Annotated in this window: 26 protein-coding genes; 16 read left to right on the plus strand and 10 right to left on the minus strand. The window is 56.1% G+C overall.

Going from position 1 to position 23,776, the window contains the following annotated elements; all coding sequences use genetic code 11:
• Positions 1–6: 6 nt before the first annotated feature.
• Positions 7–609 carry a short chain dehydrogenase gene (locus ACOTYN_RS02955; RefSeq protein ID WP_332956509.1) on the plus strand — a complete coding sequence of 201 codons (603 nt, stop codon included), beginning with the start codon at positions 7–9 and terminating at the stop codon, positions 607–609.
• Here ACOTYN_RS02955 and ACOTYN_RS02960 read toward each other — a convergent pair.
• The 7 genes from ACOTYN_RS02960 to ACOTYN_RS02990 all read right to left on the minus strand — a co-directional run bounded on the left by ACOTYN_RS02960 (position 603) and on the right by ACOTYN_RS02990 (position 9,032).
• Positions 603–1,337: a class I SAM-dependent methyltransferase gene (locus ACOTYN_RS02960; RefSeq protein ID WP_032635742.1), complete on the minus strand. Its 735-nt coding sequence runs from the start codon at positions 1,335–1,337 to the stop codon at positions 603–605. The two genes, ACOTYN_RS02955 and ACOTYN_RS02960, sit on opposite strands and share 7 nt — an antisense overlap.
• Positions 1,338–1,463: 126 nt before the next feature.
• Positions 1,464–2,843: an amidohydrolase family protein gene (locus ACOTYN_RS02965; RefSeq protein WP_071922954.1), complete on the minus strand. Its 1,380-nt coding sequence runs from the start codon at positions 2,841–2,843 to the stop codon at positions 1,464–1,466.
• Position 2,844: 1 nt separating this feature from the next.
• Complete coding sequence (locus ACOTYN_RS02970; RefSeq protein WP_023331135.1) at positions 2,845–3,801, minus strand: carbamate kinase family protein; 957 nt, start codon at positions 3,799–3,801, stop codon at positions 2,845–2,847.
• Positions 3,798–5,351, minus strand: coding sequence for a hypothetical protein (locus tag ACOTYN_RS02975; protein WP_014884947.1), 1,554 nt, complete (start codon positions 5,349–5,351; stop codon positions 3,798–3,800). Before ACOTYN_RS02975 ends, ACOTYN_RS02970 begins: the two co-directional genes overlap by 4 nt.
• An 11-nt stretch (positions 5,352–5,362) precedes the next feature.
• Positions 5,363–6,778 carry a DUF1116 domain-containing protein gene (locus ACOTYN_RS02980; protein ID WP_071922953.1) on the minus strand — a complete coding sequence of 472 codons (1,416 nt, stop codon included), beginning with the start codon at positions 6,776–6,778 and terminating at the stop codon, positions 5,363–5,365.
• The gene (fdrA, locus tag ACOTYN_RS02985) at positions 6,778–8,319 is read right to left on the minus strand and encodes an acyl-CoA synthetase FdrA (RefSeq protein ID WP_045269192.1); all 1,542 of its coding nucleotides are present in this window, start codon (positions 8,317–8,319) and stop codon (positions 6,778–6,780) included. Before fdrA ends, ACOTYN_RS02980 begins: the two co-directional genes overlap by 1 nt.
• Positions 8,320–8,426: 107 nt before the next feature.
• The gene (locus ACOTYN_RS02990; RefSeq protein ID WP_014884950.1) at positions 8,427–9,032 is read right to left on the minus strand and encodes an ankyrin repeat domain-containing protein; all 606 of its coding nucleotides are present in this window, start codon (positions 9,030–9,032) and stop codon (positions 8,427–8,429) included.
• A gap of 320 nt (positions 9,033–9,352) precedes the next feature.
• On the opposite strand from ACOTYN_RS02990, the gene ACOTYN_RS02995 reads away from it, so the two are divergent.
• Positions 9,353–10,282: a LysR substrate-binding domain-containing protein gene (locus ACOTYN_RS02995; protein ID WP_014884951.1), complete on the plus strand. Its 930-nt coding sequence runs from the start codon at positions 9,353–9,355 to the stop codon at positions 10,280–10,282.
• Here ACOTYN_RS02995 and ACOTYN_RS03000 read toward each other — a convergent pair.
• Positions 10,279–10,437 (minus strand): YqaE/Pmp3 family membrane protein, encoded by a 159-nt coding sequence (locus ACOTYN_RS03000; protein WP_014884952.1) that lies wholly within the window; start codon positions 10,435–10,437, stop codon positions 10,279–10,281. The genes ACOTYN_RS02995 and ACOTYN_RS03000 overlap by 4 nt on opposite strands.
• Positions 10,438–10,615: 178 nt before the next feature.
• Here ACOTYN_RS03000 and ACOTYN_RS03005 point away from each other — a divergent pair, with 178 nt between their 5' ends.
• The 3 genes from ACOTYN_RS03005 to ACOTYN_RS03015 all read left to right on the plus strand — a co-directional run bounded on the left by ACOTYN_RS03005 (position 10,616) and on the right by ACOTYN_RS03015 (position 11,705).
• A complete protein-coding gene (locus tag ACOTYN_RS03005; protein ID WP_014884953.1) occupies positions 10,616–10,915 on the plus strand; it encodes an ArsR/SmtB family transcription factor in 300 nt (99 codons plus the stop codon).
• A gap of 9 nt (positions 10,916–10,924) precedes the next feature.
• Positions 10,925–11,446 (plus strand): rhodanese family protein, encoded by a 522-nt coding sequence (locus ACOTYN_RS03010; protein WP_014884954.1) that lies wholly within the window; start codon positions 10,925–10,927, stop codon positions 11,444–11,446.
• Between the two features lie 79 nt (positions 11,447–11,525).
• Entirely contained in the window at positions 11,526–11,705 is a 180-nt protein-coding gene (locus ACOTYN_RS03015; protein WP_014884955.1) for a hypothetical protein, read from the plus strand.
• A gap of 38 nt (positions 11,706–11,743) precedes the next feature.
• On the opposite strand, the gene stpA is transcribed toward ACOTYN_RS03015, so the two are convergent.
• Positions 11,744–12,148, minus strand: a complete 405-nt coding sequence (gene stpA, locus ACOTYN_RS03020; protein WP_023337683.1) for a DNA-binding protein StpA — start codon at positions 12,146–12,148, stop codon at positions 11,744–11,746.
• 495 nt (positions 12,149–12,643) lie between these two features.
• Here stpA and alaE point away from each other — a divergent pair, with 495 nt between their 5' ends.
• A complete protein-coding gene (gene alaE, locus ACOTYN_RS03025) occupies positions 12,644–13,093 on the plus strand; it encodes an L-alanine exporter AlaE (RefSeq protein ID WP_023331140.1) in 450 nt (149 codons plus the stop codon).
• A gap of 32 nt (positions 13,094–13,125) precedes the next feature.
• Here alaE and ACOTYN_RS03030 read toward each other — a convergent pair whose 3' ends face one another.
• On the minus strand, positions 13,126–13,470 hold the full coding sequence (locus ACOTYN_RS03030; RefSeq protein ID WP_006811693.1) for a DUF2002 family protein: 345 nt from the start codon (positions 13,468–13,470) through the stop codon (positions 13,126–13,128).
• Positions 13,471–13,630: 160 nt separating this feature from the next.
• On the opposite strand from ACOTYN_RS03030, the gene ACOTYN_RS03035 reads away from it, so the two are divergent.
• The 10 genes from ACOTYN_RS03035 to mprA all read left to right on the plus strand — a co-directional run bounded on the left by ACOTYN_RS03035 (position 13,631) and on the right by mprA (position 23,756).
• Positions 13,631–13,957, plus strand: coding sequence for a DUF883 domain-containing protein (locus ACOTYN_RS03035; RefSeq protein WP_023308924.1), 327 nt, complete (start codon positions 13,631–13,633; stop codon positions 13,955–13,957).
• Positions 13,958–14,203: 246 nt separating this feature from the next.
• A complete protein-coding gene (nrdH, locus tag ACOTYN_RS03040) occupies positions 14,204–14,443 on the plus strand; it encodes a glutaredoxin-like protein NrdH (RefSeq protein WP_014884959.1) in 240 nt (79 codons plus the stop codon).
• Positions 14,440–14,850 carry a class Ib ribonucleoside-diphosphate reductase assembly flavoprotein NrdI gene (gene nrdI / locus ACOTYN_RS03045; RefSeq protein WP_014884960.1) on the plus strand — a complete coding sequence of 137 codons (411 nt, stop codon included), beginning with the start codon at positions 14,440–14,442 and terminating at the stop codon, positions 14,848–14,850. The genes nrdH and nrdI overlap by 4 nt, the downstream gene beginning before the upstream one ends.
• A complete protein-coding gene (gene nrdE / locus ACOTYN_RS03050) occupies positions 14,823–16,967 on the plus strand; it encodes a class 1b ribonucleoside-diphosphate reductase subunit alpha (RefSeq protein WP_071922952.1) in 2,145 nt (714 codons plus the stop codon). The genes nrdI and nrdE overlap by 28 nt, the downstream gene beginning before the upstream one ends.
• A gap of 9 nt (positions 16,968–16,976) precedes the next feature.
• A complete protein-coding gene (gene nrdF / locus ACOTYN_RS03055) occupies positions 16,977–17,936 on the plus strand; it encodes a class 1b ribonucleoside-diphosphate reductase subunit beta (RefSeq protein ID WP_014884962.1) in 960 nt (319 codons plus the stop codon).
• Positions 17,937–18,269: 333 nt separating this feature from the next.
• Entirely contained in the window at positions 18,270–19,481 is a 1,212-nt protein-coding gene (gene proV, locus ACOTYN_RS03060) for a glycine betaine/L-proline ABC transporter ATP-binding protein ProV (RefSeq protein ID WP_014884963.1), read from the plus strand.
• On the plus strand, positions 19,465–20,535 hold the full coding sequence (gene proW, locus ACOTYN_RS03065; RefSeq protein WP_014884964.1) for a glycine betaine/L-proline ABC transporter permease ProW: 1,071 nt from the start codon (positions 19,465–19,467) through the stop codon (positions 20,533–20,535). The genes proV and proW overlap by 17 nt, the downstream gene beginning before the upstream one ends.
• Before the next feature lie 9 nt (positions 20,536–20,544).
• Complete coding sequence (proX, locus tag ACOTYN_RS03070) at positions 20,545–21,540, plus strand: glycine betaine/L-proline ABC transporter substrate-binding protein ProX (RefSeq protein ID WP_332956499.1); 996 nt, start codon at positions 20,545–20,547, stop codon at positions 21,538–21,540.
• 186 nt (positions 21,541–21,726) lie between these two features.
• Positions 21,727–22,911 carry an MFS transporter gene (locus ACOTYN_RS03075; RefSeq protein WP_014884966.1) on the plus strand — a complete coding sequence of 395 codons (1,185 nt, stop codon included), beginning with the start codon at positions 21,727–21,729 and terminating at the stop codon, positions 22,909–22,911.
• A gap of 314 nt (positions 22,912–23,225) precedes the next feature.
• Positions 23,226–23,756, plus strand: coding sequence for a transcriptional repressor MprA (mprA, locus tag ACOTYN_RS03080; protein ID WP_014884967.1), 531 nt, complete (start codon positions 23,226–23,228; stop codon positions 23,754–23,756).
• The last annotated feature ends 20 nt before the right edge of the window (positions 23,757–23,776 follow it).

A 23,776-nucleotide genomic window follows, 5' to 3' on the forward strand; every position in this document is an offset into this window, starting at 1 on the left:
TCTGCTATGAAAATCGTGATTATTGGTGCCAGTGGTACGGTCGGTCAGGCGGTAACAGAAGCGCTAAGCCGCAGTCATGAGGTGATCCGCGTGGGTCGTACCCAGGGCGACTATCAGGTGGATATCACCTCGCAGGAGAGCGTGCAGGCGCTGTTCGAGAAAATTGGCCGGGTGGATGCCATTGTCTCCGCCAGCGGTGGACTCTACTTTGGCCCGCTTGCGACCATGAAAGACAGCGACTTTAATCAGGGCCTGCAGGATAAACTTCTGGGGCAGGTGCGCCTTGCGCTAACCGGCCAGCACTATCTGAACGAAGGTGGCTCGATTACGCTGATAAGCGGCATTGTGGCACACGAGCCGATTGCCCAGGGAGTAAACGCCACCACCGTGAATGCCGCACTGGAAGGGTTTGTTCGCGCCGCAGCCTGTGAGCTGCCGCGCGGGATCCGCATTAACCTGATTAGCCCGACGGTCCTGACGGAATCCGCTGAAGCGTACGACGGTTTCTTCCCCGGCTTTGAGAGCGTCCCCGCTGCAACCGTGGCGCAGGCCTATCGCCGCAGCGTGGAAGGGGTACAGAGCGGTCGGGTGTATAAGGTTGGTTACTGAGCCTTACGGGCGGCGATCAGCACCAGCATCGGGCGCTCTGCCTCTTCGGCCAGCGCGGGCCAGGCCGCAATTTGCCCCTGCGTTGGCCCCCATTCGTTGACTTCGCTTATCGTTAATCCGGCCTTGATCAACGCGTTGAGCGTGGTGCCCAGCGTACGGTGATACTTGATGACCCCGTCCGCCAGCCAGTTGCTGACGCGCTGGCTCTCGTCCTGATAATGATTCACGCCCCAGAACCGCTCGCCGTTGTCGTCGGTCAGCCAGCCCTGGCGGGTGGCGCAGGTGTAAATGGGGTGCTCCATCGAGAAGACCAGGCTGCCACCGGGTTTAAGCGCGCGCTGAACGTTGGCGAATAACGTATCCAGTTCCGGCAGGTAGTGCAGTGCCAGCGAGCTGTAGACCAGGTCCAGGCTGTTATCTTTGAGCGCCAGCGACTCCAGATCGCTACGCTGATAATGAATCTGTGGGTCAGCGGTAAGCTCCGCAGCCCGGGCGAGCATCTTTTCTGAGATATCAACACCCGTGATGTCAGATGCACCCAGGTCGCGCGCAGCGCGACAAAACCAGCCGTAGCCGCAGCCGAGATCGATAACCGATTTGCCGGTTAAATCGGGCAGCATGCTTTTTAGCGCCGGCCACTCCGGCGCACCGTCCAGCCCCTGCACCGAGCGCGGAAGCTGGGCGTAGCCTTCGAAAAACGCCGGGTTGTCGTAGATATTTTGTGCCATGGCAGATCCCTCTTTAAGAATGTGACTCCCAGTATAAAACATTGCCGGGTGGCGCTGCGCTTACCCGGCCTATGATTTGAGGGTTTCAGTAGGCCGGGTAAGGCGAAGCCGTCATCCGGCTCGCCTCTAGCCCACAGTACCCCAGACCAGATTTCCCTTATGGAACGTCGCGGTACGCGGTGAAATCCGCGCCACGGCTTCGGCGGAGCACGAGGCATCCACCAGCACAAAGCTGGCATCGTCCTGCGCTTTCGGCCACACCCGTTCGCCTTTGTCGTTCAGCGGCAGAACGTCACCGGTCGCGATACCGAGCGCCCGGGAGAGCGTCTGCTCGTTCGGGCGAATGTACAGCTGCGCGTAAAGATTGGCTTTTTCCAGCATATCTCCCAGGCCGTACGGCGACCAGTGGTCGATCACGCTGTCGGTGCCGGTCATGACAAACACGCCCTTATCACGCAGCTGTTTCAGCGGCATATGGAGGGCACCAATCGGCACGGTAGAGGCGATGGTCACCTGCTGCGCCGCCATACGGGTCGCAATCGCATCCACCTCCTGCTCGTTAAGCGTCGACAGCGCGAAGGCGTGGCTGATAGTCAGCTTGCCCTTCAGCTCCGGCGTTTTCTCCACCGTTTCCACCATGTAATTCACCGCCGCCACGCCCGCCGGGCTGGTTTCATGCAGGTGAATATCCACCCCTTTGTCGTAATCCAGCGCTATCTGGAACATCAGATCGAGAGATTTCTCCATCGCGCCGTCGACGTTCGTCGGGTCCAGCCCGCCCACGTAGTGCGCACCGGCCTGCATCGCGTCGCGCATCAGTTTTTCAGAATGGGAAAGTAGCAGTCCGTGCTGTGGAAACGCGACAATTTCACAGTCAAAGCCAGGCTGGCGGCGCGATAACACCGCCTGCAGATTTTCCAGGTTTTTCAGGCCGGAAACCGGCTCAATGTTGCAGTGGCTGCGGGCGATGGTGGAACCTTTCGACTGGATCAGGTCGATAAGTGCCTCCGCGCGTTCCTGGGTGTAGGGCTGCAGTTCCGGCAGCAGCTTCTGCTCAAGGCGGATCATGTCCTGAATCGTGGTCCCCGCCGGGCGGTTCAGGGAGCGCCACGGACCGCCGTAGAAGGTTTTATCCAGATGGATGTGCATGTCGCGCATCGCCGGGAGCATCAGTTTTTTACCCGCGTCATAGTGAGGCAGAGACGCGTCGGCGTGGCTAATGTTATCGCGCAGGGCGACGATCTTGCCGTCTTTAATCTCCAGCGTTTTCAGCTCGGTGCGAGTGCTCGTCGCCACGCTGCCGTCGAAAGTAAACCCGGCTTCGAGCAGCACGTTGTCCAGATAGTAATGCTTCGCGGTGATGTTCATCGGTTTACCGGTCTCGCAGGCGGGCGCAGCGGTATCCGCAGCATACGCGACGGAGCCGGTGGCACCAAACAGCGCGCAGGCGGTGACCATTTTGCCGCTCTGGCTGATAAATTCGCGGCGGCTTTTATTATCATTCATCTTATTTTCCTTCATTCACAATATGGGTACCGGTTTCCCCGCGCAGTGCCGCGGGCAGACAGTCCGGGGAGGTGATAATCACTCGCCTGCCGCCGTGGTGTAAAAATTCCAGCGAGGCCACGATTTTGGGCAACATGCTCCCTGCCGGGAAATGGCCTTCCTCCATGTAGCGCGTCATCTGCGCCACGTTGACGGTATCCAGCGCCTGCTGGTTCGGCTTGCCGAAGTGAATGCACACCTTCTCCACGCCGGTGGTGATAACCAGCACGTCGGCGCGGATCTCCCGTGCCAGCAGCGCGGTGGAGAGATCTTTATCTATTACCGCGTCGACGCTGCGGTAGTCGCCCTGCTCCGAGCGCACGACGGGAATTCCTCCACCGCCCGCGCCGATCACCACAAAACCTTTTTGCGTCAGCGCCTTGATGGCATCTGCCTCTACGATGCGCAGCGGCTGTGGCGAGGCCACGACGCGGCGATAGCCGCGGCCTGAATCCTCGACAAAATGCCAGTCCGGGTGCGCCTGCTGCAGATCATTGCGCTGCGCCTCGCTGAAGAAAGCGCCAATCGGTTTCGTCGGGTGCGTAAAGCCGGGATCGTCTTTATCCACTTCGACCTGGGTGACGACCGTGACCGCTTTTTGCTCCCCGCGCCCCGCCAGACGGTTGTTAAGTGCCTGCTGGATCAGGTAGCCGATTCCGCCCTGGGTATCCGCGACGCAGTTTGCCAGCGGCGTCAGCGGGAGCCCTTCCCGTTCGTGAGCGATTTCGGCCCGGCGCAGATCCAGCCCCACCTGGGGGCCGTTGCCGTGGGTGAGTACGATGTCATAGTCGGAGGCCAGCATCTCGAGCACGGACTCTGCCACCGCTTTGACCGCTTGCGCCTGATGCTCAACCGACTGGCTGGCGTTGTCTTTGATAATGCTGTTGCCGCCGATGGCGACGACCATAAGCTCTTTCATACGTTTTCCTTCGCAACGGTACCAGTCGCAGCGCTCGCCGCTTCGCGGCTATCCAGCACATGCTTCACCACAAACATGCCGCCCATCATCAGGTAGGCCGTAACGAACATCAGCGAACTGCCTTCGGCAAAGCCCACCACCGGGGCGTGGATCACCCCAAACAGTGCTAGCAGCGCCCCACCCGCGGCCGCAACGGCCCCGCGCAGCGGCTTGTTGATGATGGCGAAGATAGCGATACAGCCCCACAGCATGCTGGCAAGCGGCGCGCCGTTGCCGAGATGCATCAACCCTTCGTAGTAAATCCCTTTGCTGTGCAGCACGTCGGTGCCGATTTTCGCTGCGCTGGTCCCTGCCGCATTCATCACGCTGTTCATCATGGTGAGCGCCCAGTTGGCGATCCACGGGAACAGGCAGATGAAGATGACGGGCACCTCCACTTTCGGCGTTTCCCGCACCACCTGGTTAGCGGTAACGACGCCGATAAACACCAGAATGGGCACGATGGCAGTCATCGGAATGATGGCGAGCATAAATGCCCCCAGCCCGAACAGCGGCACGATGAACATGGTCACCCCGGAAGCCAGCGTGTAGCCAATGCTGGCCCCCATCGCTTTCCAGCCCGGGTGGCCGACGTAGACCGTGACCGGGAACGGGTTACCCATCAGGCAGCCCAGCATCGACGCCAGACCGTTCGCCAGCATCACCTTACGGGTCGGGTACTCATCCCCCGCCGCGTGGGCGCTTTCGATGTTCTCCAGGTCAAAGATATAGTTCGCCAGCCCCAGCGGCACGGCGGATGCCAGATACGGTAGCGCGTGCGGCAGCCCCTGCATAAAGCTGTCGACGTGCACTTCCGGCGGGTTAAAGCCGAAGGATGACATAGACGCCTTAATGGCTTCCGGGCTTTGCAGCCCCGAGATCCACGCTAATGCCGTACCGGCAATCAGCAACAGCAGACCGGTCGGGATTTTGGCGAAAATCGGCTTTTTGCCGAACCAGTTGATAAAAATCAGCAGCAGTACGATGAATGACACGGTCGGCGCTTCAAACGCCTGGAGCATCGGGTTCATCGCCAGCAGCAGCAGGCCTAAACCGGAGAGACACGAGAGCAGCACGGTGCGCGGGATCATCTTGCGGATGGTCTCCCCGAGGAACGAACCGCCCGCGAGGATCATTGCTTCCACAAAGCACCACACCAGACCGATCTGAATCGCGAAATCCGCATCCCCGGTCTGCTGGTAGACCGGCATGAGGACCAGGAAGGTCACGGTAAAAATCGACGGCGCGCTCGGGCCGGACGGCAGCGCCGTCACGTCCGTGCGCCCGGTGGCGCGCGCCATCTGCAGGCCAAACCAGGCATAACAGATGCTCGCCACCAGCACCGCCAGCCCGAAGGCTGGCGCGATGCGTCCATAAACAATCTCCTTCGGGATGCCGACGACAAAAATGAGCAGCCCCATCATGGTCAGCAAATTGGTCAGGTTGTTGGTCATCAACCCGAAATAAGCCGCCCAGTCACCTCTTTTCCACTCCAGTTTCATGTTTTTCATGGATGCATGCCTTATAAAACGTAGCGATCGCGGAAGGTCAACAGCGCCTTTTCAAAACAGCTGAACGGCGGGTGAACGATGCCCGCCCCAATCATGCCGATACCGGCGTCCTTGTGGGCAATGGCGGTATTAATGACCGGCAAAATGCCGCTGCCTGCCACTTTGGTGATGTCGATGGCAGTCGGGATGCCCATAAAAGAGAGCAGCGGAATAGTGACGTTCGGGTTTTCGCCGAGGGTGATTTCGCGCATCTGGCGGGAGAAGTCGATGGCTTCTTCCACCGTGCCGCCCACCAGCGCCACAATCGCCGGCGCCGTCGCCATGGCAAAACCGCCGATGCCGTAGGTTTCCGTAATTGCGCTGTCGCCGATATCCAGCCCGGAGTCTTCCGGCTTATAGCCCGCAAACATCGGGCCAATGACCTGCTGCGCCGGGCCGGTGAACCATTGCCCCGGCAGGCCGGAGACGCGCAGACCGAACTCGTAGCCGTTGCGCGCCATGGTGGTGACAACGGTGCTGTACTCAATGCCGTGGGCGGCGTCCAGCGCGGCTTTGCACATTGCCATCCACGTCGGGCCGGAGAAGTAGTCGCTGCTGGCGACAAACTCGAACACCTCACGCTGCTGCTCAACAGGATAACCCGCCTGGATCAGACCCGGCGTCAGGGCCTGGATCAGCAGCGTGGTGCCCGCGTTGTTGCGGTTGTGGCACTCGTCGCCCATGTGCAGCGCCTGGGCCAGCATCAGACGAAGATCGATTTCACCGACGATCTTCATCGCGTCGCGCAGCATCGGGCCGAGCACGTCGCGCATCCAGTTCAGGCGGTCAATCACGCTCTGGTCGTTGGCGCCCATGCGCAGGATCTTCGCCATCTGCTCGCTGAGGTTGGTGAACGCGCGGTTGCCGTAGGTTTTGTTCTCAACGATGTGCATAAACATCGACGCCGAGGTGACGCCCGCCATCGAGCCCACGCAGTCGTGCTCGTGGCACGGCGAGAAGGTGATTTCCCCTGAAGCGGCGAGCCTTGCAGCCTCCTCCAGATCCGCCGCCAGCCCCTCGAACACCAGCGCGCCGGTGACCGCCCCTTTCATCGCCCCGCACATGTTTTCCCACGAGACAGGCGGACCGGCGTGCAGGATGGTGGTGCGGGTCATGCCCGGCACGACGTTAATCGCCTGGTCATAGCCCACCAGCACCGGGTGGGACTGAATAATGCGCTCAAGCGCGATGTGGTTAGCGGCGGCAATTTTCTCCGCCAGCGATTTTTCGGCCAGTTGATCGAGCGCCTCCACGATCTGCATGTTGCCCTGCCCTGGCGGCGTCCAGTCGAGCTGGGTCACGGGAACGTGCTGTTTTTTGAGGTCGTCGCTGAACATCGCGATACCGACGTTAATCACGTTCAGCGGCTGGTTAAATAAGGTGGTCATTATGCGTTCTCCCCTTTGCAGACAAATTCGCGAGCCAGTAATCCGGTATTGGTGCTGCTGCTGGCCCAGATGACGCCCGCATCGGTCAGGAGCTGGCACTGCTGAGCAAGCTTCTGCGGATCCTGGTCGGTACCGAGCACATAGCCTAAGATCGCCAGCGGACGGCTGTCGGCCTTCGCGATCGCCTGCGCCTCTTTGATCGCGTCGAGCATCACGCCAACCGGATCTTCATGCGCGCCAAAGCCGAGCACAAAATCCATCACGATGACCCCCACCTGCGGATCGCGCGCCTCCTGCAGCAGTCGGCTGATGCGGTTGGTCGGGTCGATCATCGGGTGCGGTTTGCCGTTGGTGAAATCATCATCGCCAAAGTCGAGGAAGGTATGGGCCTGGCTGACGTTGATGTCGCTCAGACGCTTCGCCGGATCCGGCTGGATGTTGCTGTAGACGTCGTCGTACTTCTCGAGCGCCGCAAACATCGCTTCGTCGCACAGGGTCCCACCGCAGAAGAGCCCACGAATGTATTTTTGCTGCGGGGTCAGGCGGGCGCGCACCTCTTCAATCAGCGGCCAGTTGAGCGGGTGCAAATCCAGAGACGCTTTGTCGATGCCGGTAAGGAGTACCGCTTTCAGGGCTGCCTCTTTGGTGGCTCGGGCAAACTGCAGGCCGTCTTCATCAGCGGGCGGTACGTTGCGGCCGAGGAAACACACGACGACGGGCTTGCGGCAGGCGCGGGCGCGGGCGAGGACTTTTTCAGCCACCGCGGGTGCGGGTGGCTTGGAGATGAGGGCAATCACCTGGGTGCCTTCATCGGCCTCCAGCATGTCGATGGCGTCGAGCATCATCAGGCCGCCGATTTTCTCGCTGAGATCGCGCCCGCCGGTGCCAATCAGCTGCGACACACCGCCGCCGAATTCATGAATGCGCACGCTGAGTTCCTGGCTGCCGGTCCCGGATGCGCCGACAATCCCAATCGTCCCGCGACGTACCGCGTTAGCGAAGCACAGCCCCGCGCCGTTGATAATGGCGGTGCCGCAGTCCGGCCCCATCATCAGCAGCCCTTTCTGGTGGGCCAGCTGCTTCAGCGCCAGCTCGTCATCGAGCGACACGTTATCGGAAAAGAGCATGACGTTAAGATCGTTTTCCAGCGCCTGACGTGCTTCGCGGGCGGCAAAAGTGCCGTTGACGGAGATCACCGCAAGGTTGCTGTCCGGGCGATGGGTTTTGGCGCTGGCAATCGTGGCGTAGCGCGCTTCGTGGGAGCCTGCACGCTCTTTGCGCGTAAATAACGCTTCGATGGCCGCCAGCGTTTCATCATTCGCCGCATCGCCTTTAATAACGATCATCAGATCGCCGTTTTTCGCGTTTTCTAATTCTGGCGTCAGCAGTCCAAGGTTTTTTAATACGCCTTTATTCATCTCCGTCGCCATCGCCACAAAGGCCTGTTCAACCCCCGGCAATTTATTGGCTTTAGTGGAAACGGACATTAATGAGACGGAGTCAAAATAAGTGTTCTTTTTAATCACGATTTTCGTTGGCATTATTTGCACCTGTTTTCGGATAAAAGGGGGCCGCCGTCGTGCAAAATGCACGTCGGTAAAAATGCTTTTTTATTAAGCGGCCAGCCGGAACAGGCTGACCGTCGTTTTTACGCGCCGGCCGCCAGCAGCAGGTCGGCGATCGCGTGGTAGCCTTTTTCCCGCGCCAGCTCGAGCGGGGTTTTACCGTATTTATCGGTCATGTGCGGGTTCGCGCCGTTATCCAGTAACAGCTTCACAATTTCCTGCTGTTTCTCGCCGCCGTCATTCAACACGATGGCCTCCAGCAGCGGCGTCCAGCCGACAAAGTTGGTGTGGTTGACGTTAATATCGGTTTTTGCCAACAGCTCGCGCACAATTTCAACGTGGCCTTTCTCACTGGCCGGGGTAATCCCCACGCCACCGAAGCGCGTCAGGCGATCCAGGTCCGGATTTGCCGGAAGAACGATGCGCAGTAACGTTAAATCATTGGTCAGGCAGCTAATCAGGAAGGGGTTAAAACAGGTCTGGTCCTGTTTATCAATATCCGCACCGGCTGCAATTAAAAATTCCACACAGGCATAATGCTTTTTCAGGCTGGCAATAATAATGGCGGTTCTTTTCTGGCGGTTGGTGGCGTTAATATCGACGCCTTTCTCCAGACAGGCTTTTAGCGCGTCGACGTTCCCCTCTTCTGCCGCCAGCAGAAATTCCGTCACCAGTGCAGTTGCAGACATATTCAGACTCCCTATGTTTCATTTCTGATGACCTGAGAATAGCAACAGCCTGGTGATAAAAGAATCCGCTTAAAATTCATTCATCGACAGGCAATTCATTGTTGAGTTAAATTCAACGGTTCAGCTAAAACGTGCGTCTGTGCAACCTTTTTCTTATGTTTTACCGCTTTTTAGCGCCTCAGGCTGCATTATCCTTATGGCTGAAAAAGCCTTGTACCGCGCGGCCCTGAGCAAATAGTCAGAACTGTGACCGGCTTCAAATGTGATGTAACAGCGCTGTTAAAATATGTTCAAAACTGATGGCAACCAGGAGCCGTAATATGAATTCCATCTTTACCGAAGAGAACCTGCTGGCCTTCACCACTGCGGCACGTTTTGGCAGTTTCAGCAAAGCCGCCGCCGAGCTGGGCGTGACCACCTCGGCCATCAGTTACACCATTAAACGCATGGAGACCGGGCTGGACGTGGTGCTGTTTGTGCGTAACACGCGCAGCATTGAGCTGACCGAATCTGGCTTTTACTTTTACCGCAAGGCAACCGACCTGCTGAACGACTTTCACGCCATCAAGCGCGGAATTGATACCATTTCGCAGGGCATTGAGGCGCGGGTGCGTATCTGTATCAATCAGCTTTTGTATACTCCACGCCATACTGCACGCCTGCTGCAGGTGCTGAAAAAGCAGTTTCCCACCTGCCAGATCACGGTGACCACCGAGGTGTATAACGGCGTCTGGGATTCCATCATCAACAACCAGGCTAATATCGCGATTGGTGCGCCGGACACCCTGCTCGACGGCGGCGGCATTGATTACACCGAGATTGGCGCCATCCGCTGGGTATTTGCTATCGCACCGGAACATCCGCTGGCCTTTGTCCCCGAGCCGATTGCGGAGAGCCAGCTGCGGCTATATCCCAACATCATGGTGGAAGATACCGCGCACACCATTAATAAGAAGGTCGGCTGGCTGCTGCACGGCCAGGAGGCGATACTGGTGCCGGATTTCAACACCAAGTGCCAGTGTCAGATTCTGGGAGAAGGGATTGGTTTTTTGCCGGAATACATGGCCCGCGAGGCGGTAGAAGACGGGCTACTGGTCACCCGACGCATCAACAATCCGCGTCAGGATTCCCGCATGCTGCTTGCCACACAACATGCGGCGACCGGCCAGGTCACTCGCTGGATCAAACAACAGTTTGGTCCAGCGGGCGTGCTGACGAACATCTATAGCGATTTACTCTGGCGGGCTTAGCTTTTGGTTTGTACCCAAAACGCGTGGATAAGACCGGGAATGTAACCCAGCAAGGTCAAAAGAATATTCAGGATAAACGCCCAGCCAAACCCCTTACCGAGCAGCACGCCCAGCGGAGGAAGAATAATCGTAAAGACAATACGCCAAAAACCCATAAGCACTCCGTACAAGCTAACCAGTTGAAAATAAATAAGAGTATGACTCTAAGCGTAGCCAGTTTATCGGCTTCTGCCATCCAGACCCGTCCCATTTACCCTCTTTTACGCTTTTGGCAGTGGTGTAACGCACCGTAATAGTTTAGAATTTACTTAATTAAGGAAATGCTAAACTAAAATGACTGAACTTGAACAACTCCAGGCCAGCGCTGAGCAGGCCGCCGCACTGCTGAAAGCGATGAGTAATCCACGTCGGCTGCTGATCCTCTGCACATTATGCGGAGCTCCCGGCACCCGTGCGGGCGACCTGGCGCGTGCCACCGGGCTGAGCCCTTCCGCCACGTCGCAGCATCTGGCGCGTATGCGTGAGGAAGGACTTATCGACAGCACCCGTGAGGCGCAGCGCATTCTTTATTTCATTAAAAACGATGCGGTGCTTCAGCTCATCAGCACCCTGAAAACCCTTTATTGTCCGTAAGGAGTCGCCATGTCACTTCCGCTGATTACACCGCAACAGGCCAAAGCCCGCGTAGCCGAGGGCGCCAGACTCATAGATATTCGTGATACCGACGAATATGCCCGCGAGCATATTTCCGGGGCAGAGTCAGTACCGCTAGCCACCTTACCCGGCGGACTTAACGCACGGGCGGGTGAAATAGTGCTTTTTCACTGTCAGTCCGGTGCCAGGACGTCCGGGAATGCTGACCGCCTGGCCCAGGCGGCGTCACCCGCTCAGGCATTTGTGGTCGAGGGGGGCATTCAGGGCTGGAAGCAGGCCGGGCTGCTGACCGTTGAAGATAAATCCCAGCCTCTCCCGCTGATGCGTCAGGTGCAAATCGCGGCCGGGCTGTTGATTCTCTGCGGCGTGGTGCTGGGCTATAGCGTCTCCAGCGGCTTTTTCCTGCTCAGCGGTTTTGTGGGCGCCGGGCTGCTGTTCGCCGGTGTAACGGGATTTTGCGGTATGGCGAGACTGCTCAAGGTGATGCCATGGAACCGGCGTACCTCATAAGCAGTAATCTGTGAAAGTCACTGTACCCGGCGTCATACGTGGGCTAAGGTGAAGATCGCTTAAACGATGAGGAGGTAATATGTTTTCTGTCGGTGATTATGTGCAACCGCGTAAAGGCGGCCCGAAGCTGAAAGTGCTCGAAGTGAATGGTGAAAGCGTTGTGGCGGTTCAGGCCAGTAATGAACAAGGCGAAAAATATACCCTGAAAGCGGCCGATCTGGCGCCGTATAGTGAAGAAGGTGATTTCGGCGTCTGCTGAACAAACAACCGGGCGGCGATTACCGCCCGGCTCACGCATTAGATCAGAAAATCATCCAGCGTTTTACCCTCTGCCAGCGCGCTGGCAATAGGCTTCGGCGTGCGGCCCTGGCCGGTCCACGTTTTCTCTTCACCGTTCTGATCAATAAAGCGATATTTCGCTTCACGCGGTTTACGCTTTTTAGTCGGTTTACCCGTCTGCGCCAGCTCGGAACCCAGCAGATCGGTCGGTGAAATACCATCGGCTTTCATCAGCTCCAGCAGGGCATTAATTTTCTCCTGCTGCTCAGCACGCTGCTGCTCTAATTCCGCCAGCTCACTGCGTTTCTCTTCAGTAACGACCCTGACCTTTTCCAGCATTTCCTCAAGAACGTCCAGGGATAATTCACGCGCCATCGCGCGCAGGGTTCGGATATTATTAAGATTCTGTAACGTCAAAGACATATTATTTGAAAACCTTTTCTTTGGGGTAAATAGATAAATCACCCACAGAATAATTCATTTCGGCCAGAATATCTACCCAAGGGTCCGCAGGGGCATCAGTGTAAATATATTTAAATATTAACGTTAATAATAACGCAGGATGCCGGCGAGCCTGGTGCGAATCTAATCACCACATCAATATAAATGGTCAACTTTAATTCAAATTACAGCATACTGCGCCGCCATCCAGACAAGGATGACTCACCCTGGCCGCCTCGAAAATCAAGTCTTTGTTTTTTATGAAAAATAACCATAACAAGACAGATTATAACGAGCAGAACAAAAAACACTCAATTTTAGAGAATTTTGTGGACAAAAGGTGATTAAATAAAAATTAATCACTAGTTGTTAGTTTAAACGCAGAGAGATACGCTATACGCGTCAAACAAAGCAACCTAAAGCACTAATCGCCGAAGGGAAATCGTTTCCACTGTGTTCTTCTCAAGGAGTTCAGACATGTTCTCGCCGCAATCTCGCCTGCGCCATGCTGTGGCGGATACTTTTGCGATGGTTGTTTACTGTTCCGTCGTGAACATGCTGATTGAAATATTCCTCTCAGGAATGACCTTTGAGCAGTCACTTTCTTCGCGTCTGGTGGCCATCCCGGTCAACATTATTATCGCATGGCCATACGGGTTATACCGCGATGCGGTCATGCGTTTCGCTCGTCGTATCAGCCCCGCAGGCTGGGTAAAAAACCTGGCGGACGTGCTGGCTTATGTGACGTTCCAGTCTCCGGTATATGTGGCTATTCTGTTAACCGTGGGCGCAGACTGGCACCAGATCGTCGCGGCGGTCAGTTCGAATATCGTTATTTCGATGTTGATGGGCGCCGTATACGGCTATTTCCTCGACTACTGCCGCCGTCTGTTCAAAGTCAGTCAGTACAGCCAGGCGAAAGCGTGATGTGAAGCGACTGGCGAATGCCAGTCGCCAGTTTACTGTACGTCGCCAAACAGTCCCTTCAGAAACCGCTCCAGCGCCATGCGCGAACTGAAGCCATGCGGAATACCATAATGCTCATGCGTTTCTCCGCCTAAATAGAGCGGGAATTGCTGATAATGATCGCAGGTTTTAATATCCGAGGCAGGCTCAGCAAATGACAGACTTCTGTCTTTCAGCGTCGGGTGAATAATGAGAGCAGTACGTCCCATTCTGGCTTCACGATTAACATACACATAATTCTCACCGCGGCGATATCCATACGCTTTTGACGTCACCTCATCCATGGTGAATCCCTCTTTTTCAAGAACGCGTGCCACCTCGTCAGGTCGTAAATACATATCTTTTCCTCGTTATCTTTTCCTGCCCGGCAACCTTACAGTATTCAGCATTAGCAGGGCTTTCAGAATAGTCCATAAACTGCCGGATAACGCGTGACGCGCTTCAGATATTAAATTTCTGAACTAAACTGATCGGGAACGCAAATTTACGGAGGATCGTATGTTTAACAGACCGAACCGAAACGATATTAACGACGACGCGCAGGATATTCGTAATGATGTCAGCCAATTAGCGGACACGCTGGAAGAGGTGCTGAAGTCCTGGGGATCTGACGCGAAGGACGAAGCGGATGCCGCAAAACGTAAGGCTCAGTCTCTGCTCCGTGAAACCCGCGCCAGAATGAACGGACGTTCACGCGCCACGCAGGCTGCCTGCGACATGGCAAGCTGTGCAACGACCTTTGTACGTGAAAAGCCACTGTGTACGCTGGGAACGGTCGCAGCGGTCGGCATCTTTGTCGGCGCCCTGCTCAGCCTGCGAAAATAAGTGCGGCTTCTCATCAGCCCCGGTGGCCTCAGGCGCCGGGGCTTTTCTTTGCCTTATCCTTTGAAAAACCCGTGCAGCCCGCCCTTCCCCGCTGAGCTCATCACCAGGGCAACATCAATCTGAATTTCCCATATCTTGTATGGTTGAAACTTAAGATAACTACATCTAGTATCCCCTTTAGCAAGACACACACAACCTGACGCGATGACTCGCGCCGCTCTCTCATTTTAAATGGAAATGCGAATCATGAGCATTATTATTTACACTCGTAACAATTGTGTTCAGTGCCACGCCACCAAACGGGCGATGGAAAGCCGTGGAATGGTTTTTGAGATGGTGAATATCGACCAGCAGCCTGAGGCCGCTGAGACCCTTCGGGCGCAGGGATTCCGTCAGCTCCCGGTGGTCATTGCCGGTGAAACCCGGTGGTCCGGCTTTCGCCCGGACATGATTAACCGTCTGAGCGCCCAGGCCGCCAGCGCATGAGTGGGCTGGTCTACTTCTCCAGCAGCTCGGAAAACACGCTTCGCTTTATCGAGCGCGTCGGGCTGCCTGCGGTGCGTATTCCGCTTAATGAGCGGGAACGTATTCAGGTAGACGAACCTTACATTCTGGTGGTGCCCAGCTATGGCGGTGGCGGTACGGCAGGCGCCGTGCCTCGCCAGGTGATCCGCTTTCTTAACGATCCGCATAACCGCAGGCTTATCCGTGGCGTGATCGCGGCAGGCAATCGCAATTTCGGCGATGCCTTTGGCCGCGCCGGGGATGTCATCTCTCAAAAATGCGGCGTGCCGTATCTCTATCGCTTCGAACTGATGGGGACACAGCAGGACGTAGAAAATGTGCGAAAAGGAGTGAACGAATTTTGGCAACGACAACCGCAGAACGGATAATCCAGGCAACACCTGATTACCACGCATTAAACGCGATGCTTAACCTCTATGATCGGGGGGGGCGCATTCAGTTTGGCAAAGATCATGAGGCGGTGGAGGCCTTTTTTGCCGCCCACGTCCGTCCAAACAGCGTCGTTTTTGGCAACCAGCAGGAACGCCTCGACTTTCTGGTTAAAGAGGGCTATTACGAGGAGCGCGTGCTGACCCGCTACGACCGCGCCTTCGTGGTGAAGCTTTTCGAGCGCGCGCATGCGAGCGGTTTTCGTTTCCAGACCTTCCTCGGCGCGTGGAAGTATTACACCAGCTACACCCTGAAAACCTTCGACGGTAAACGTTACCTGGAGCATTTTGAAGATCGCGTCGTGATGGTGGCGCTGACCCTTGCCCAGGGCGATGAAGCGTTGGCTGAACGGCTGATGGAGGAGATCCTCGCCGGGCGCTTCCAGCCCGCCACGCCAACGTTTCTCAACTGCGGTAAGGCCCAGCGCGGCGAGCTGGTCTCCTGCTTCCTGCTGCGCATCGAAGACAATATGGAGTCGATTGGCCGTGCGGTAAACTCGGCGCTTCAGCTTTCCAAACGCGGCGGCGGCGTGGCGTTTCTGCTCTCGAACCTGCGTGAAGCGGGCGCGCCGATCAAGCGCATTGAAAACCAGTCTTCCGGCGTGATCCCGGTGATGAAGATGCTGGAAGATGCATTCTCCTACGCCAACCAGCTTGGCGCACGCCAGGGCGCCGGGGCGGTTTACCTGCACGCGCATCATCCCGATATTCTGCGTTTTCTGGATACCAAACGCGAAAATGCCGACGAAAAAATCCGTATCAAAACCCTGTCGCTGGGGGTGGTGATCCCGGATATCACCTTTAAACTGGCCAAAGAGAATGCCGAGATGGCGCTCTTTTCGCCGTATGACGTTGAGCGTATTTACGGCAAACCTTTTGGCGACGTAGCCATCAGCGAGCGCTACGAGGAACTGGTAGCCGACGAGCGCATCCGCAAAAAAACCATCAACGCCCGCGATTTCTTCCAGACGCTGGCAGAAATCCAGTTTGAGTCTGGCTATCCGTACATCATGTACGAGGATACGGTAAACCGCGCGAACCCGATTGCCGGGCGCATCAACATGAGCAACCTGTGCTCGGAGATTTTGCAGGTCAACAGCGCGTCAGCCTACGACGAGAACCTGGACTACGCTGACATCGGCAAGGATATCTCCTGCAACCTCGGGTCGCTGAATATTGCCCACACCATGGATTCCCCCGACTTTGGCCGCACGGTGGAGACCGCCATCCGCGGGCTGACAGCGGTATCGGACATGAGCCACATCCGCAGCGTGCCGTCTATTGAAGTGGGTAACGCCGCATCGCACGCTATCGGCCTGGGGCAGATGAACCTTCACGGCTACCTGGCACGCGAAGGCATCGCCTACGGCAGTCCGGAAGGGCTGGATTTTACTAACCTCTATTTCTATACCATCACCTGGCATGCGCTGCACACCTCAATGATGCTGGCGCGCGAGCGCAACCAGCGGTTCGCGGGATTTGAACAGTCGCGCTACGCCAGCGGGGAATATTTTAACCAGTATCTTGAAGGTGAGTGGCAGCCGAAAACCGCAAAAGTGCGCGATCTCTTTGCCCGCGCGGGGATAACCCTGCCGACGCGCGAGATGTGGCAGCAGCTGCGTGATGACGTGATGCGCCACGGTATCTATAACCAGAACCTCCAGGCCGTGCCGCCCACCGGGTCTATCTCGTATATCAACCATGCCACGTCGAGCATTCATCCGATTGTGTCGAAAATTGAAATTCGCAAGGAAGGCAAGACCGGACGCGTTTACTACCCTGCCCCGTTTATGACCAACGACAACCTGGCGCTGTATCAGGATGCGTATGAAATCGGCCCGGAAAAAATCATCGATACCTACGCCGAAGCGACAAAACACGTGGATCAGGGGCTGTCGCTGACGCTCTTCTTCCCGGATACCGCCACCACGCGGGATATCAACAAAGCGCAGATCTACGCCTGGAAGAAAGGCATCAAAACGCTTTACTACATTCGCCTGCGCCAGCTTGCGCTGGAAGGCACCGAAATCGAAGGCTGCGTGTCCTGCGCGCTGTAAGGAGAAAGGATGAAACTGTCACGCGTGAATGCCGTTAACTGGAACAAAATCCAGGACGATAAAGATCTGGAGGTATGGAACCGCCTGACCAGCAACTTCTGGCTGCCGGAAAAAGTCCCGCTCTCCAATGATATTCCGGCCTGGCAAACCCTGAGCCATGCCGAGCAACAATTGACGATCCGAGTCTTTACCGGCCTGACGCTCCTGGACACCATCCAGAACACCGTTGGTGCCCCGGCGTTGATGGCTGACGCGCTGACACCGCATGAAGAGGCGGTGATGTCGAACATCAGCTTTATGGAGGCGGTGCACGCCCGCTCTTACAGCTCGATTTTTTCCACGCTGTGCCAGACCAAAGACGTGGATGCGGCTTACGCCTGGAGTGAAGAGAGCGCGTCATTGCAGCGCAAGGCTGCGCTGGTGCTTGAGTATTATCGGGCCGACGAGCCGCTGAAAAAGAAGGTCGCCAGCGTGTTTCTGGAATCCTTCCTCTTCTACTCCGGCTTCTGGCTGCCAATGTACTGGTCGAGCCGGGGCAAGCTCACCAACACCGCCGACCTGATTCGGCTCATCATTCGGGATGAAGCGGTGCACGGGTATTACATCGGCTATAAATACCAGAAAGGTCTGGAGAAAATCAGTACGGAAAAACGCGATGAACTAAAAGGGTTTGCGCTCGATTTGCTGATGGATCTGTACGATAACGAGCTGAGCTATACCGAAGAACTGTACGCCGGAACGGGCTGGGAAGAAGACGTCAAAGCGTTCCTCTGCTACAACGCCAACAAGGCGCTGATGAACCTTGGTTACGAGGCGCTGTTCCCACCGGAGATGGCGGAAGTGAACCCGGCCATTCTAGCGGCGCTGTCGCCTAATGCCGACGAAAACCACGATTTCTTCTCCGGGTCCGGTTCATCGTATGTGATGGGCAAAGCGGTGGAGACGAAAGACGAAGACTGGGATTTTTAATGAGTGAATTAACGTTCATTAATTAAATATAAATCCCTTTATTTCTACCAGAATATTTCCCTGGGAACTACACTGTAATTCCTCCGTCATATTCGCCTGAATCACACCGATTCAGGCGAAATTCCCCGATGCAGCAGCAAAAATTTAAGAAAAACTCAAATGACGCTCAGCCCTTTACTCATGGGAAATTCAGCCGTTTCGCTTACCTGAAAATCCCCACCATAAGCAAACGCAGGGTTGTCTCAGATTCTCAGTATGTTAGGGTTATGCCCGTTAACAATTTACCATGGTAATCATATTGGCATAAACAAATAACAGGACACTCTCTATTGCATGGCAATTAAATTAGAAGTGAAAAATCTTTATAAAGTATTTGGCGAGCATCCACAGCGCGCATTCAAATATATTGAAAAAGGCCTTACGAAAGAGCAAATTCTGGAAAAAACCGGGCTATCGCTTGGCGTTAAAGACGCCAGTCTGGCCATTGAAGAAGGCGAGATTTTTGTCATCATGGGGTTATCCGGTTCGGGTAAATCCACTATGGTTCGCCTTCTCAATCGCCTGATTGAACCCACCCGCGGACAGGTGCTGATTGACGGCGTGGATATCGCCAGAATATCAGACGCAGAGCTCCGCGAGGTGCGCAGAAAGAAGATTGCAATGGTGTTCCAGTCATTCGCGCTAATGCCGCATATGACGGTGCTGGATAATGCCGCTTTCGGTATGGAATTAGCGGGCGTTGCTGCGCAAGAACGTCAGGAAAAAGCGCTTGATGCGCTGCGTCAGGTTGGGCTCGAAAATTATGCTCACGCCTACCCGGATGAACTTTCCGGCGGGATGCGTCAGCGTGTGGGCTTAGCCCGCGCATTAGCCATTAATCCAGACATATTATTAATGGATGAAGCCTTCTCCGCGCTCGACCCGTTAATTCGCACCGAGATGCAGGATGAGCTGGTAAAATTACAGGCAAAACATCAGCGAACCATTGTCTTTATTTCCCATGATTTAGATGAAGCCATGCGTATTGGCGACCGAATCGCCATTATGCAAAATGGTGAGGTGGTGCAGGTCGGCACGCCGGATGAAATACTGAATAATCCGGCAAATGATTACGTGCGTACCTTCTTCCGCGGCGTGGATATTAGCCATGTGTTTAGCGCGAAAGATATTGCCCGTCGAACGCCAAACGGCATTATCCGTAAAACGCCAGGTTTCGGTCCACGCTCCGCGCTTAAGCTTCTGCAGGACGAAGACCGTGAATATGGTTATCTGGTTGAACGCGGCAATAAATTTGTCGGCATTGTCTCCATCGACTCCCTGAAAACCGCCCTTAGCGAAAATCAGGGAATCGATGCGGCGTTAATTGACGCTCCCCTTGCCGTGGACGCCGAAACGCCGCTCAGCGAGTTGCTCTCCCACGTCGGCCAGGCACCGTGTGCCGTTCCGGTCGTCGGGGAAGAACAACAGTACGTCGGCATCATCTCAAAACGCATGTTGCTGCAGGCTTTAGATCGCGAGGGAGCAAACAATGACCGATCAATCTAACCCATGGGGCACCACTGAAGCAGCGGACAGCGCTGCGCAATCTGCCGATGCGTGGGGCTCCACGCCAGCACCTGCCGATGGCGGTGGCGCGGCGGACTGGCTCAACAGCGCACCTGCGCCTGCGCCAGAACACTTCAACATTATGGATCCGTTCCATAAAACGCTGATCCCACTCGATAGCTGGGTCACGGAGGGGATCGACTGGGTAGTAACGCATTTTCGTCCGCTCTTTCAGGGGATCCGCGTCCCGGTGGATTACATCCTCAACGGCTTCCAGCAGCTGATGCTCGGTATGCCAGCGCCGGTCGCGATCGTTTTGTTCTCGCTGATCGCCTGGCAGTTCGGTAGCGCAGGAATGGGGATCGCCACGCTGATTTCGCTGATTGCCATTGGCGCCATTGGCGCCTGGTCGCAGGCGATGATCACCCTGGCACTGGTGCTGACCGCCCTGCTCTTCTGTATTGTCATCGGCCTGCCGATGGGGATCTGGCTGGCACGTAGCCCGCGGGCGGCGAAGATCATTCGTCCGCTGCTGGATGCGATGCAGACCACACCGGCATTCGTCTATCTGGTGCCTATCGTAATGCTGTTCGGTATCGGTAACGTGCCGGGCGTGGTGGTAACCATTATCTTTGCCCTGCCGCCGATTATTCGTCTGACCATCCTGGGCATTAACCAGGTGCCGGCCGATCTGATCGAAGCGTCACGCTCGTTTGGTGCCAGCCCGCGTCAGATGCTGTTTAAGGTTCAGCTCCCGCTGGCGATGCCGACCATCATGGCAGGCGTTAACCAGACGCTGATGCTGGCGCTGTCGATGGTGGTCATTGCCTCAATGATCGCCGTGGGCGGTCTGGGCCAGATGGTGCTGCGCGGTATTGGCCGTCTCGACATGGGGCTGGCTACCGTCGGCGGCGTGGGCATTGTGATCCTCGCCATTATTCTTGACCGCCTGACACAGGCTGTCGGTCGTGATTCACGCAGTCGCGGCAACCGTCGCTGGTATACCACCGGCCCTGTCGGGTTATTCACCCGCCCTTTCACGAAATCAAAATAAGGAACAACGATGCGACATAACGTACTTTTTGCCACAGCGTTTGCCACCCTTGTCTCCACCAGCACGTTTGCAGCTGACCTGCCGGGTAAAGGCATCACCGTGCAGCCGGTGCAGAGCACCATTTCGGAAGAGAGCTTCCAGACGCTCATCGTCAGCCGAGCCCTGGAAAAACTGGGCTACACGGTCAACACGCCGAGCGAAGTGGATTACAACGTGGGCTATACCTCGATTGCCTCCGGTGATGCCACCTTTACCGCGGTGAACTGGCAGCCGCTGCACGACGATATGTATGCCGCCGCCGGTGGCGACAAGAAATTCTATCGTGAAGGCACCTTCGTAACCGGTGCAGCGCAGGGTTATCTGATCGACAAGAAAACCGCCGATAAGTACCACATCACCAATATTGAACAGCTGAAAGATCCGAAGATCGCCAAACTGTTCGACACCAACGGTGACGGTAAAGCCGACATGATGGGTTGCTCACCGGGCTGGGGCTGTGAAGCGGTGATTAATCACCAGAACAAAGCCTATGACCTGGCGAAGACGGTTGATGTCAGCCACGGCAACTATTCGGCGATGATGGCCGACACCATTGCCCGCTTCAAAGAGGGTAAACCGGTGATCTACTACACCTGGACGCCGTACTGGGTGAGCGACGTGCTGAAGCCGGGTAAAGACGTGGTGTGGCTGAAGGTGCCATTCTCCTCCCTGCCGGGCGAGCAGAAGGATATCGACACCAAACTGCCGAACGGCATGAACTATGGCTTCCCGGTGAATACCATGCACATTGTGGCGAACAAAGCCTGGGCCGAGAAAAACCCGGCGGCAGCAAAATTGTTCTCGGTAATGAAACTGCCGCTGGCGGATATCAATGCTCAGAACGCTATGATGCATGCGGGCAAATCGTCTGAAGCGGATGTCAAAGGTCACGTCGACGGCTGGATCAAAGCCCACCAGCAGCAGTTTGACGGCTGGGTGAAAGAGGCGCTTGCGGCGCAGAAGTAAACACAAAGCCTTACCCCTCACCCTAACCCTCTCCCCTTTGGGGAGGGGACCGGGGTGAGGGGGCACCAGACCGCACGATCCCCCTAAACCGCACAATCCATCACCCAACAATCCCCCCACCTTAACAATCATTCGCTATTATGGTTTCCGGAAAAATAATCACTTAACGAACGATTCCTGAAACTCATGACAAAAACAACTCCAGGGCTTAGCCCCGCACTTATCCTTTTAATGTCCGTGGCAACGGGTCTGGCCGTCGCCAGCAACTATTACGCGCAACCCCTTCTCGACACCATCGCCCGCGCGTTCAACCTTTCTGCCAGTTCCGCTGGCTTCATCGTGACGGCGGCACAGCTCGGCTACGCCGCCGGGTTGCTGTTCCTGGTGCCGCTTGGCGATATGTTTGAACGCCGGATGCTGATTGTTTCGATGACGCTGCTGGCGGCAGGTGGCATGCTGATCACCGCCAGCAGCCAGTCGCTGACGATGATGATCGTCGGTACCGCGCTGACAGGGCTGTTCTCCGTCGTCGCGCAAATCCTGGTACCCCTCGCCGCGACGCTGGCCTCCCCGGACAAACGTGGCAAGGTAGTGGGCACCATCATGAGCGGCCTGCTGCTGGGGATTTTGCTGGCGCGTACCGTGGCAGGACTACTGGCAAGCCTCGGCGGCTGGCGCACCGTTTACTGGGTGGCGAGCGTGTTAATGGTGGTGATGGCGCTGGCGCTGTGGCGCGGCCTGCCGAAGGTGAAGCAAGAGAACCATCTTAACTATCCGCAGCTTCTGGCCTCCGTGTTCAGCCTGTTCACTCAGGATAAACTCCTGCGCACCCGCGCCCTGCTGGGATGTTTGACCTTCGCCAACTTCAGTATTCTCTGGACCTCAATGGCGTTTCTGCTCGCGGCACCGCCGTTTAACTATTCTGAAGGCGTCATTGGTCTGTTCGGCCTGGCCGGTGCTGCGGGCGCGCTGGGCGCGCGTCCGGCGGGTGGGCTGGCCGACAAAGGCAAATCACATTTGACCACCACCGCCGGGCTGGTTTTGCTCCTGCTCTCCTGGGCGGCGATCTGGTATGGACACGTCTCGGTGCTGGCGCTGATCGTCGGTATTCTGGTACTCGACCTCACCGTACAGGGTGTCCACATTACTAATCAGACCGTGATTTATCGCGTGAAACCCGAAGCGCGTAATCGCCTCACCGCCGGATACATGACCAGCTACTTCATTGGTGGTGCTGCCGGTTCATTAATTTCAGCGTCGGCGTGGCAGCATGCCGGCTGGTCGGGCGTGTGTGGGATTGGGGCCATCGTTGCCGCGCTCAACCTTCTTGTATGGTGGCGCGGCTACCATCGCCAGGAGGCGATTCACTAAGTTTTACATTGCTTTGGGCCTCTTAGGGTATAAAGGGGCCCTGCAGTCTGTTAATGTAAACGTAATCATTTATCCCAGAAATTTTAATGTGGGTGACATATCTACAATTGGCATGAATAGTTCAGACCCCCGTCCTCACATCCTCTCTTCTACGGGTTCACACCCTACTCTTTCTGTGCTCACCGGGTCACGGACTTACCCGGCGCTTTCTGACGGTGACATTCATTTGGCGGATATAACCGCACAAATAATTCATTTACATTATTTGTCACTGTCGTTACTATATCGGCTGTAATTAATGAGGTTATGCCCAAATGGATAGTTCGTTTACGCCCATTGAACAAATGCTTAAATTCCGCGCCAGTCGCCATGAGGACTTCCCGTATCAGGAAATCCTGCTGACTCGCCTGTGCATGCACATGCAGGGTAAGCTTCTGGAAAACCGTAATAAGATGCTGAAAGCTCAAGGGATTAACGAGACGTTGTTTATGGCGTTGATTACGCTGGAGTCTCAGGAAAACCACAGTATTCAGCCTTCTGAGCTGAGCTGCGCGCTGGGCTCTTCCCGTACCAACGCAACCCGTATTGCCGATGAGCTGGAAAAGCGCGGCTGGATTGAACGCCGTGAAAGCGACAACGATCGTCGTTGCCTGCATCTGCAACTGACCGACAAAGGTCACGAATTCCTGCGTGAGGTACTGCCACCTCAGCACAATTGCCTGCACAAACTCTGGTCTGCCCTCAGCACCGCCGAGCGCGACCAGCTTGAGCACATCACGCGCAAGCTGCTCACCCGTCTGGATCAGATGGATGAAGATGGCGCCATTCTTGAGGCGCTGCGCTAACGCGACGACACGCTCAACAA

It is taken from the genome of Enterobacter cloacae complex sp. IR5458, from assembly GCF_049238025.1.
Lineage (GTDB): Bacteria > Pseudomonadota > Gammaproteobacteria > Enterobacterales > Enterobacteriaceae > Enterobacter > Enterobacter kobei.

Bases quoted from the DNA above. Each gene is read 5' to 3' on its own strand.
- ACOTYN_RS02955 (WP_332956509.1), top strand. From the start codon at position 7: ATGAAAATCGTGATTATTGGTGCCAGTGGTACGGTCGGTCAGGCGGTA.
- ACOTYN_RS02960 (WP_032635742.1), bottom strand. From the start codon at position 1,337: ATGGCACAAAATATCTACGACAACCCGGCGTTTTTCGAAGGCTACGCC.
- ACOTYN_RS02965 (WP_071922954.1), bottom strand. From the start codon at position 2,843: ATGAATGATAATAAAAGCCGCCGCGAATTTATCAGCCAGAGCGGCAAA.
- ACOTYN_RS02970 (WP_023331135.1), bottom strand. From the start codon at position 3,801: ATGAAAGAGCTTATGGTCGTCGCCATCGGCGGCAACAGCATTATCAAA.
- ACOTYN_RS02975 (WP_014884947.1), bottom strand. From the start codon at position 5,351: ATGAAAAACATGAAACTGGAGTGGAAAAGAGGTGACTGGGCGGCTTAT.
- ACOTYN_RS02980 (WP_071922953.1), bottom strand. From the start codon at position 6,778: ATGACCACCTTATTTAACCAGCCGCTGAACGTGATTAACGTCGGTATC.
- fdrA (WP_045269192.1), bottom strand. From the start codon at position 8,319: ATGCCAACGAAAATCGTGATTAAAAAGAACACTTATTTTGACTCCGTC.
- ACOTYN_RS02990 (WP_014884950.1), bottom strand. From the start codon at position 9,032: ATGTCTGCAACTGCACTGGTGACGGAATTTCTGCTGGCGGCAGAAGAG.
- ACOTYN_RS02995 (WP_014884951.1), top strand. From the start codon at position 9,353: ATGAATTCCATCTTTACCGAAGAGAACCTGCTGGCCTTCACCACTGCG.
- ACOTYN_RS03000 (WP_014884952.1), bottom strand. From the start codon at position 10,437: ATGGGTTTTTGGCGTATTGTCTTTACGATTATTCTTCCTCCGCTGGGC.
- ACOTYN_RS03005 (WP_014884953.1), top strand. From the start codon at position 10,616: ATGACTGAACTTGAACAACTCCAGGCCAGCGCTGAGCAGGCCGCCGCA.
- ACOTYN_RS03010 (WP_014884954.1), top strand. From the start codon at position 10,925: ATGTCACTTCCGCTGATTACACCGCAACAGGCCAAAGCCCGCGTAGCC.
- ACOTYN_RS03015 (WP_014884955.1), top strand. From the start codon at position 11,526: ATGTTTTCTGTCGGTGATTATGTGCAACCGCGTAAAGGCGGCCCGAAG.
- stpA (WP_023337683.1), bottom strand. From the start codon at position 12,148: ATGTCTTTGACGTTACAGAATCTTAATAATATCCGAACCCTGCGCGCG.
- alaE (WP_023331140.1), top strand. From the start codon at position 12,644: ATGTTCTCGCCGCAATCTCGCCTGCGCCATGCTGTGGCGGATACTTTT.
- ACOTYN_RS03030 (WP_006811693.1), bottom strand. From the start codon at position 13,470: ATGTATTTACGACCTGACGAGGTGGCACGCGTTCTTGAAAAAGAGGGA.
- ACOTYN_RS03035 (WP_023308924.1), top strand. From the start codon at position 13,631: ATGTTTAACAGACCGAACCGAAACGATATTAACGACGACGCGCAGGAT.
- nrdH (WP_014884959.1), top strand. From the start codon at position 14,204: ATGAGCATTATTATTTACACTCGTAACAATTGTGTTCAGTGCCACGCC.
- nrdI (WP_014884960.1), top strand. From the start codon at position 14,440: ATGAGTGGGCTGGTCTACTTCTCCAGCAGCTCGGAAAACACGCTTCGC.
- nrdF (WP_014884962.1), top strand. From the start codon at position 16,977: ATGAAACTGTCACGCGTGAATGCCGTTAACTGGAACAAAATCCAGGAC.
- proV (WP_014884963.1), top strand. From the start codon at position 18,270: ATGGCAATTAAATTAGAAGTGAAAAATCTTTATAAAGTATTTGGCGAG.
- proW (WP_014884964.1), top strand. From the start codon at position 19,465: ATGACCGATCAATCTAACCCATGGGGCACCACTGAAGCAGCGGACAGC.
- proX (WP_332956499.1), top strand. From the start codon at position 20,545: ATGCGACATAACGTACTTTTTGCCACAGCGTTTGCCACCCTTGTCTCC.
- ACOTYN_RS03075 (WP_014884966.1), top strand. From the start codon at position 21,727: ATGACAAAAACAACTCCAGGGCTTAGCCCCGCACTTATCCTTTTAATG.
- mprA (WP_014884967.1), top strand. From the start codon at position 23,226: ATGGATAGTTCGTTTACGCCCATTGAACAAATGCTTAAATTCCGCGCC.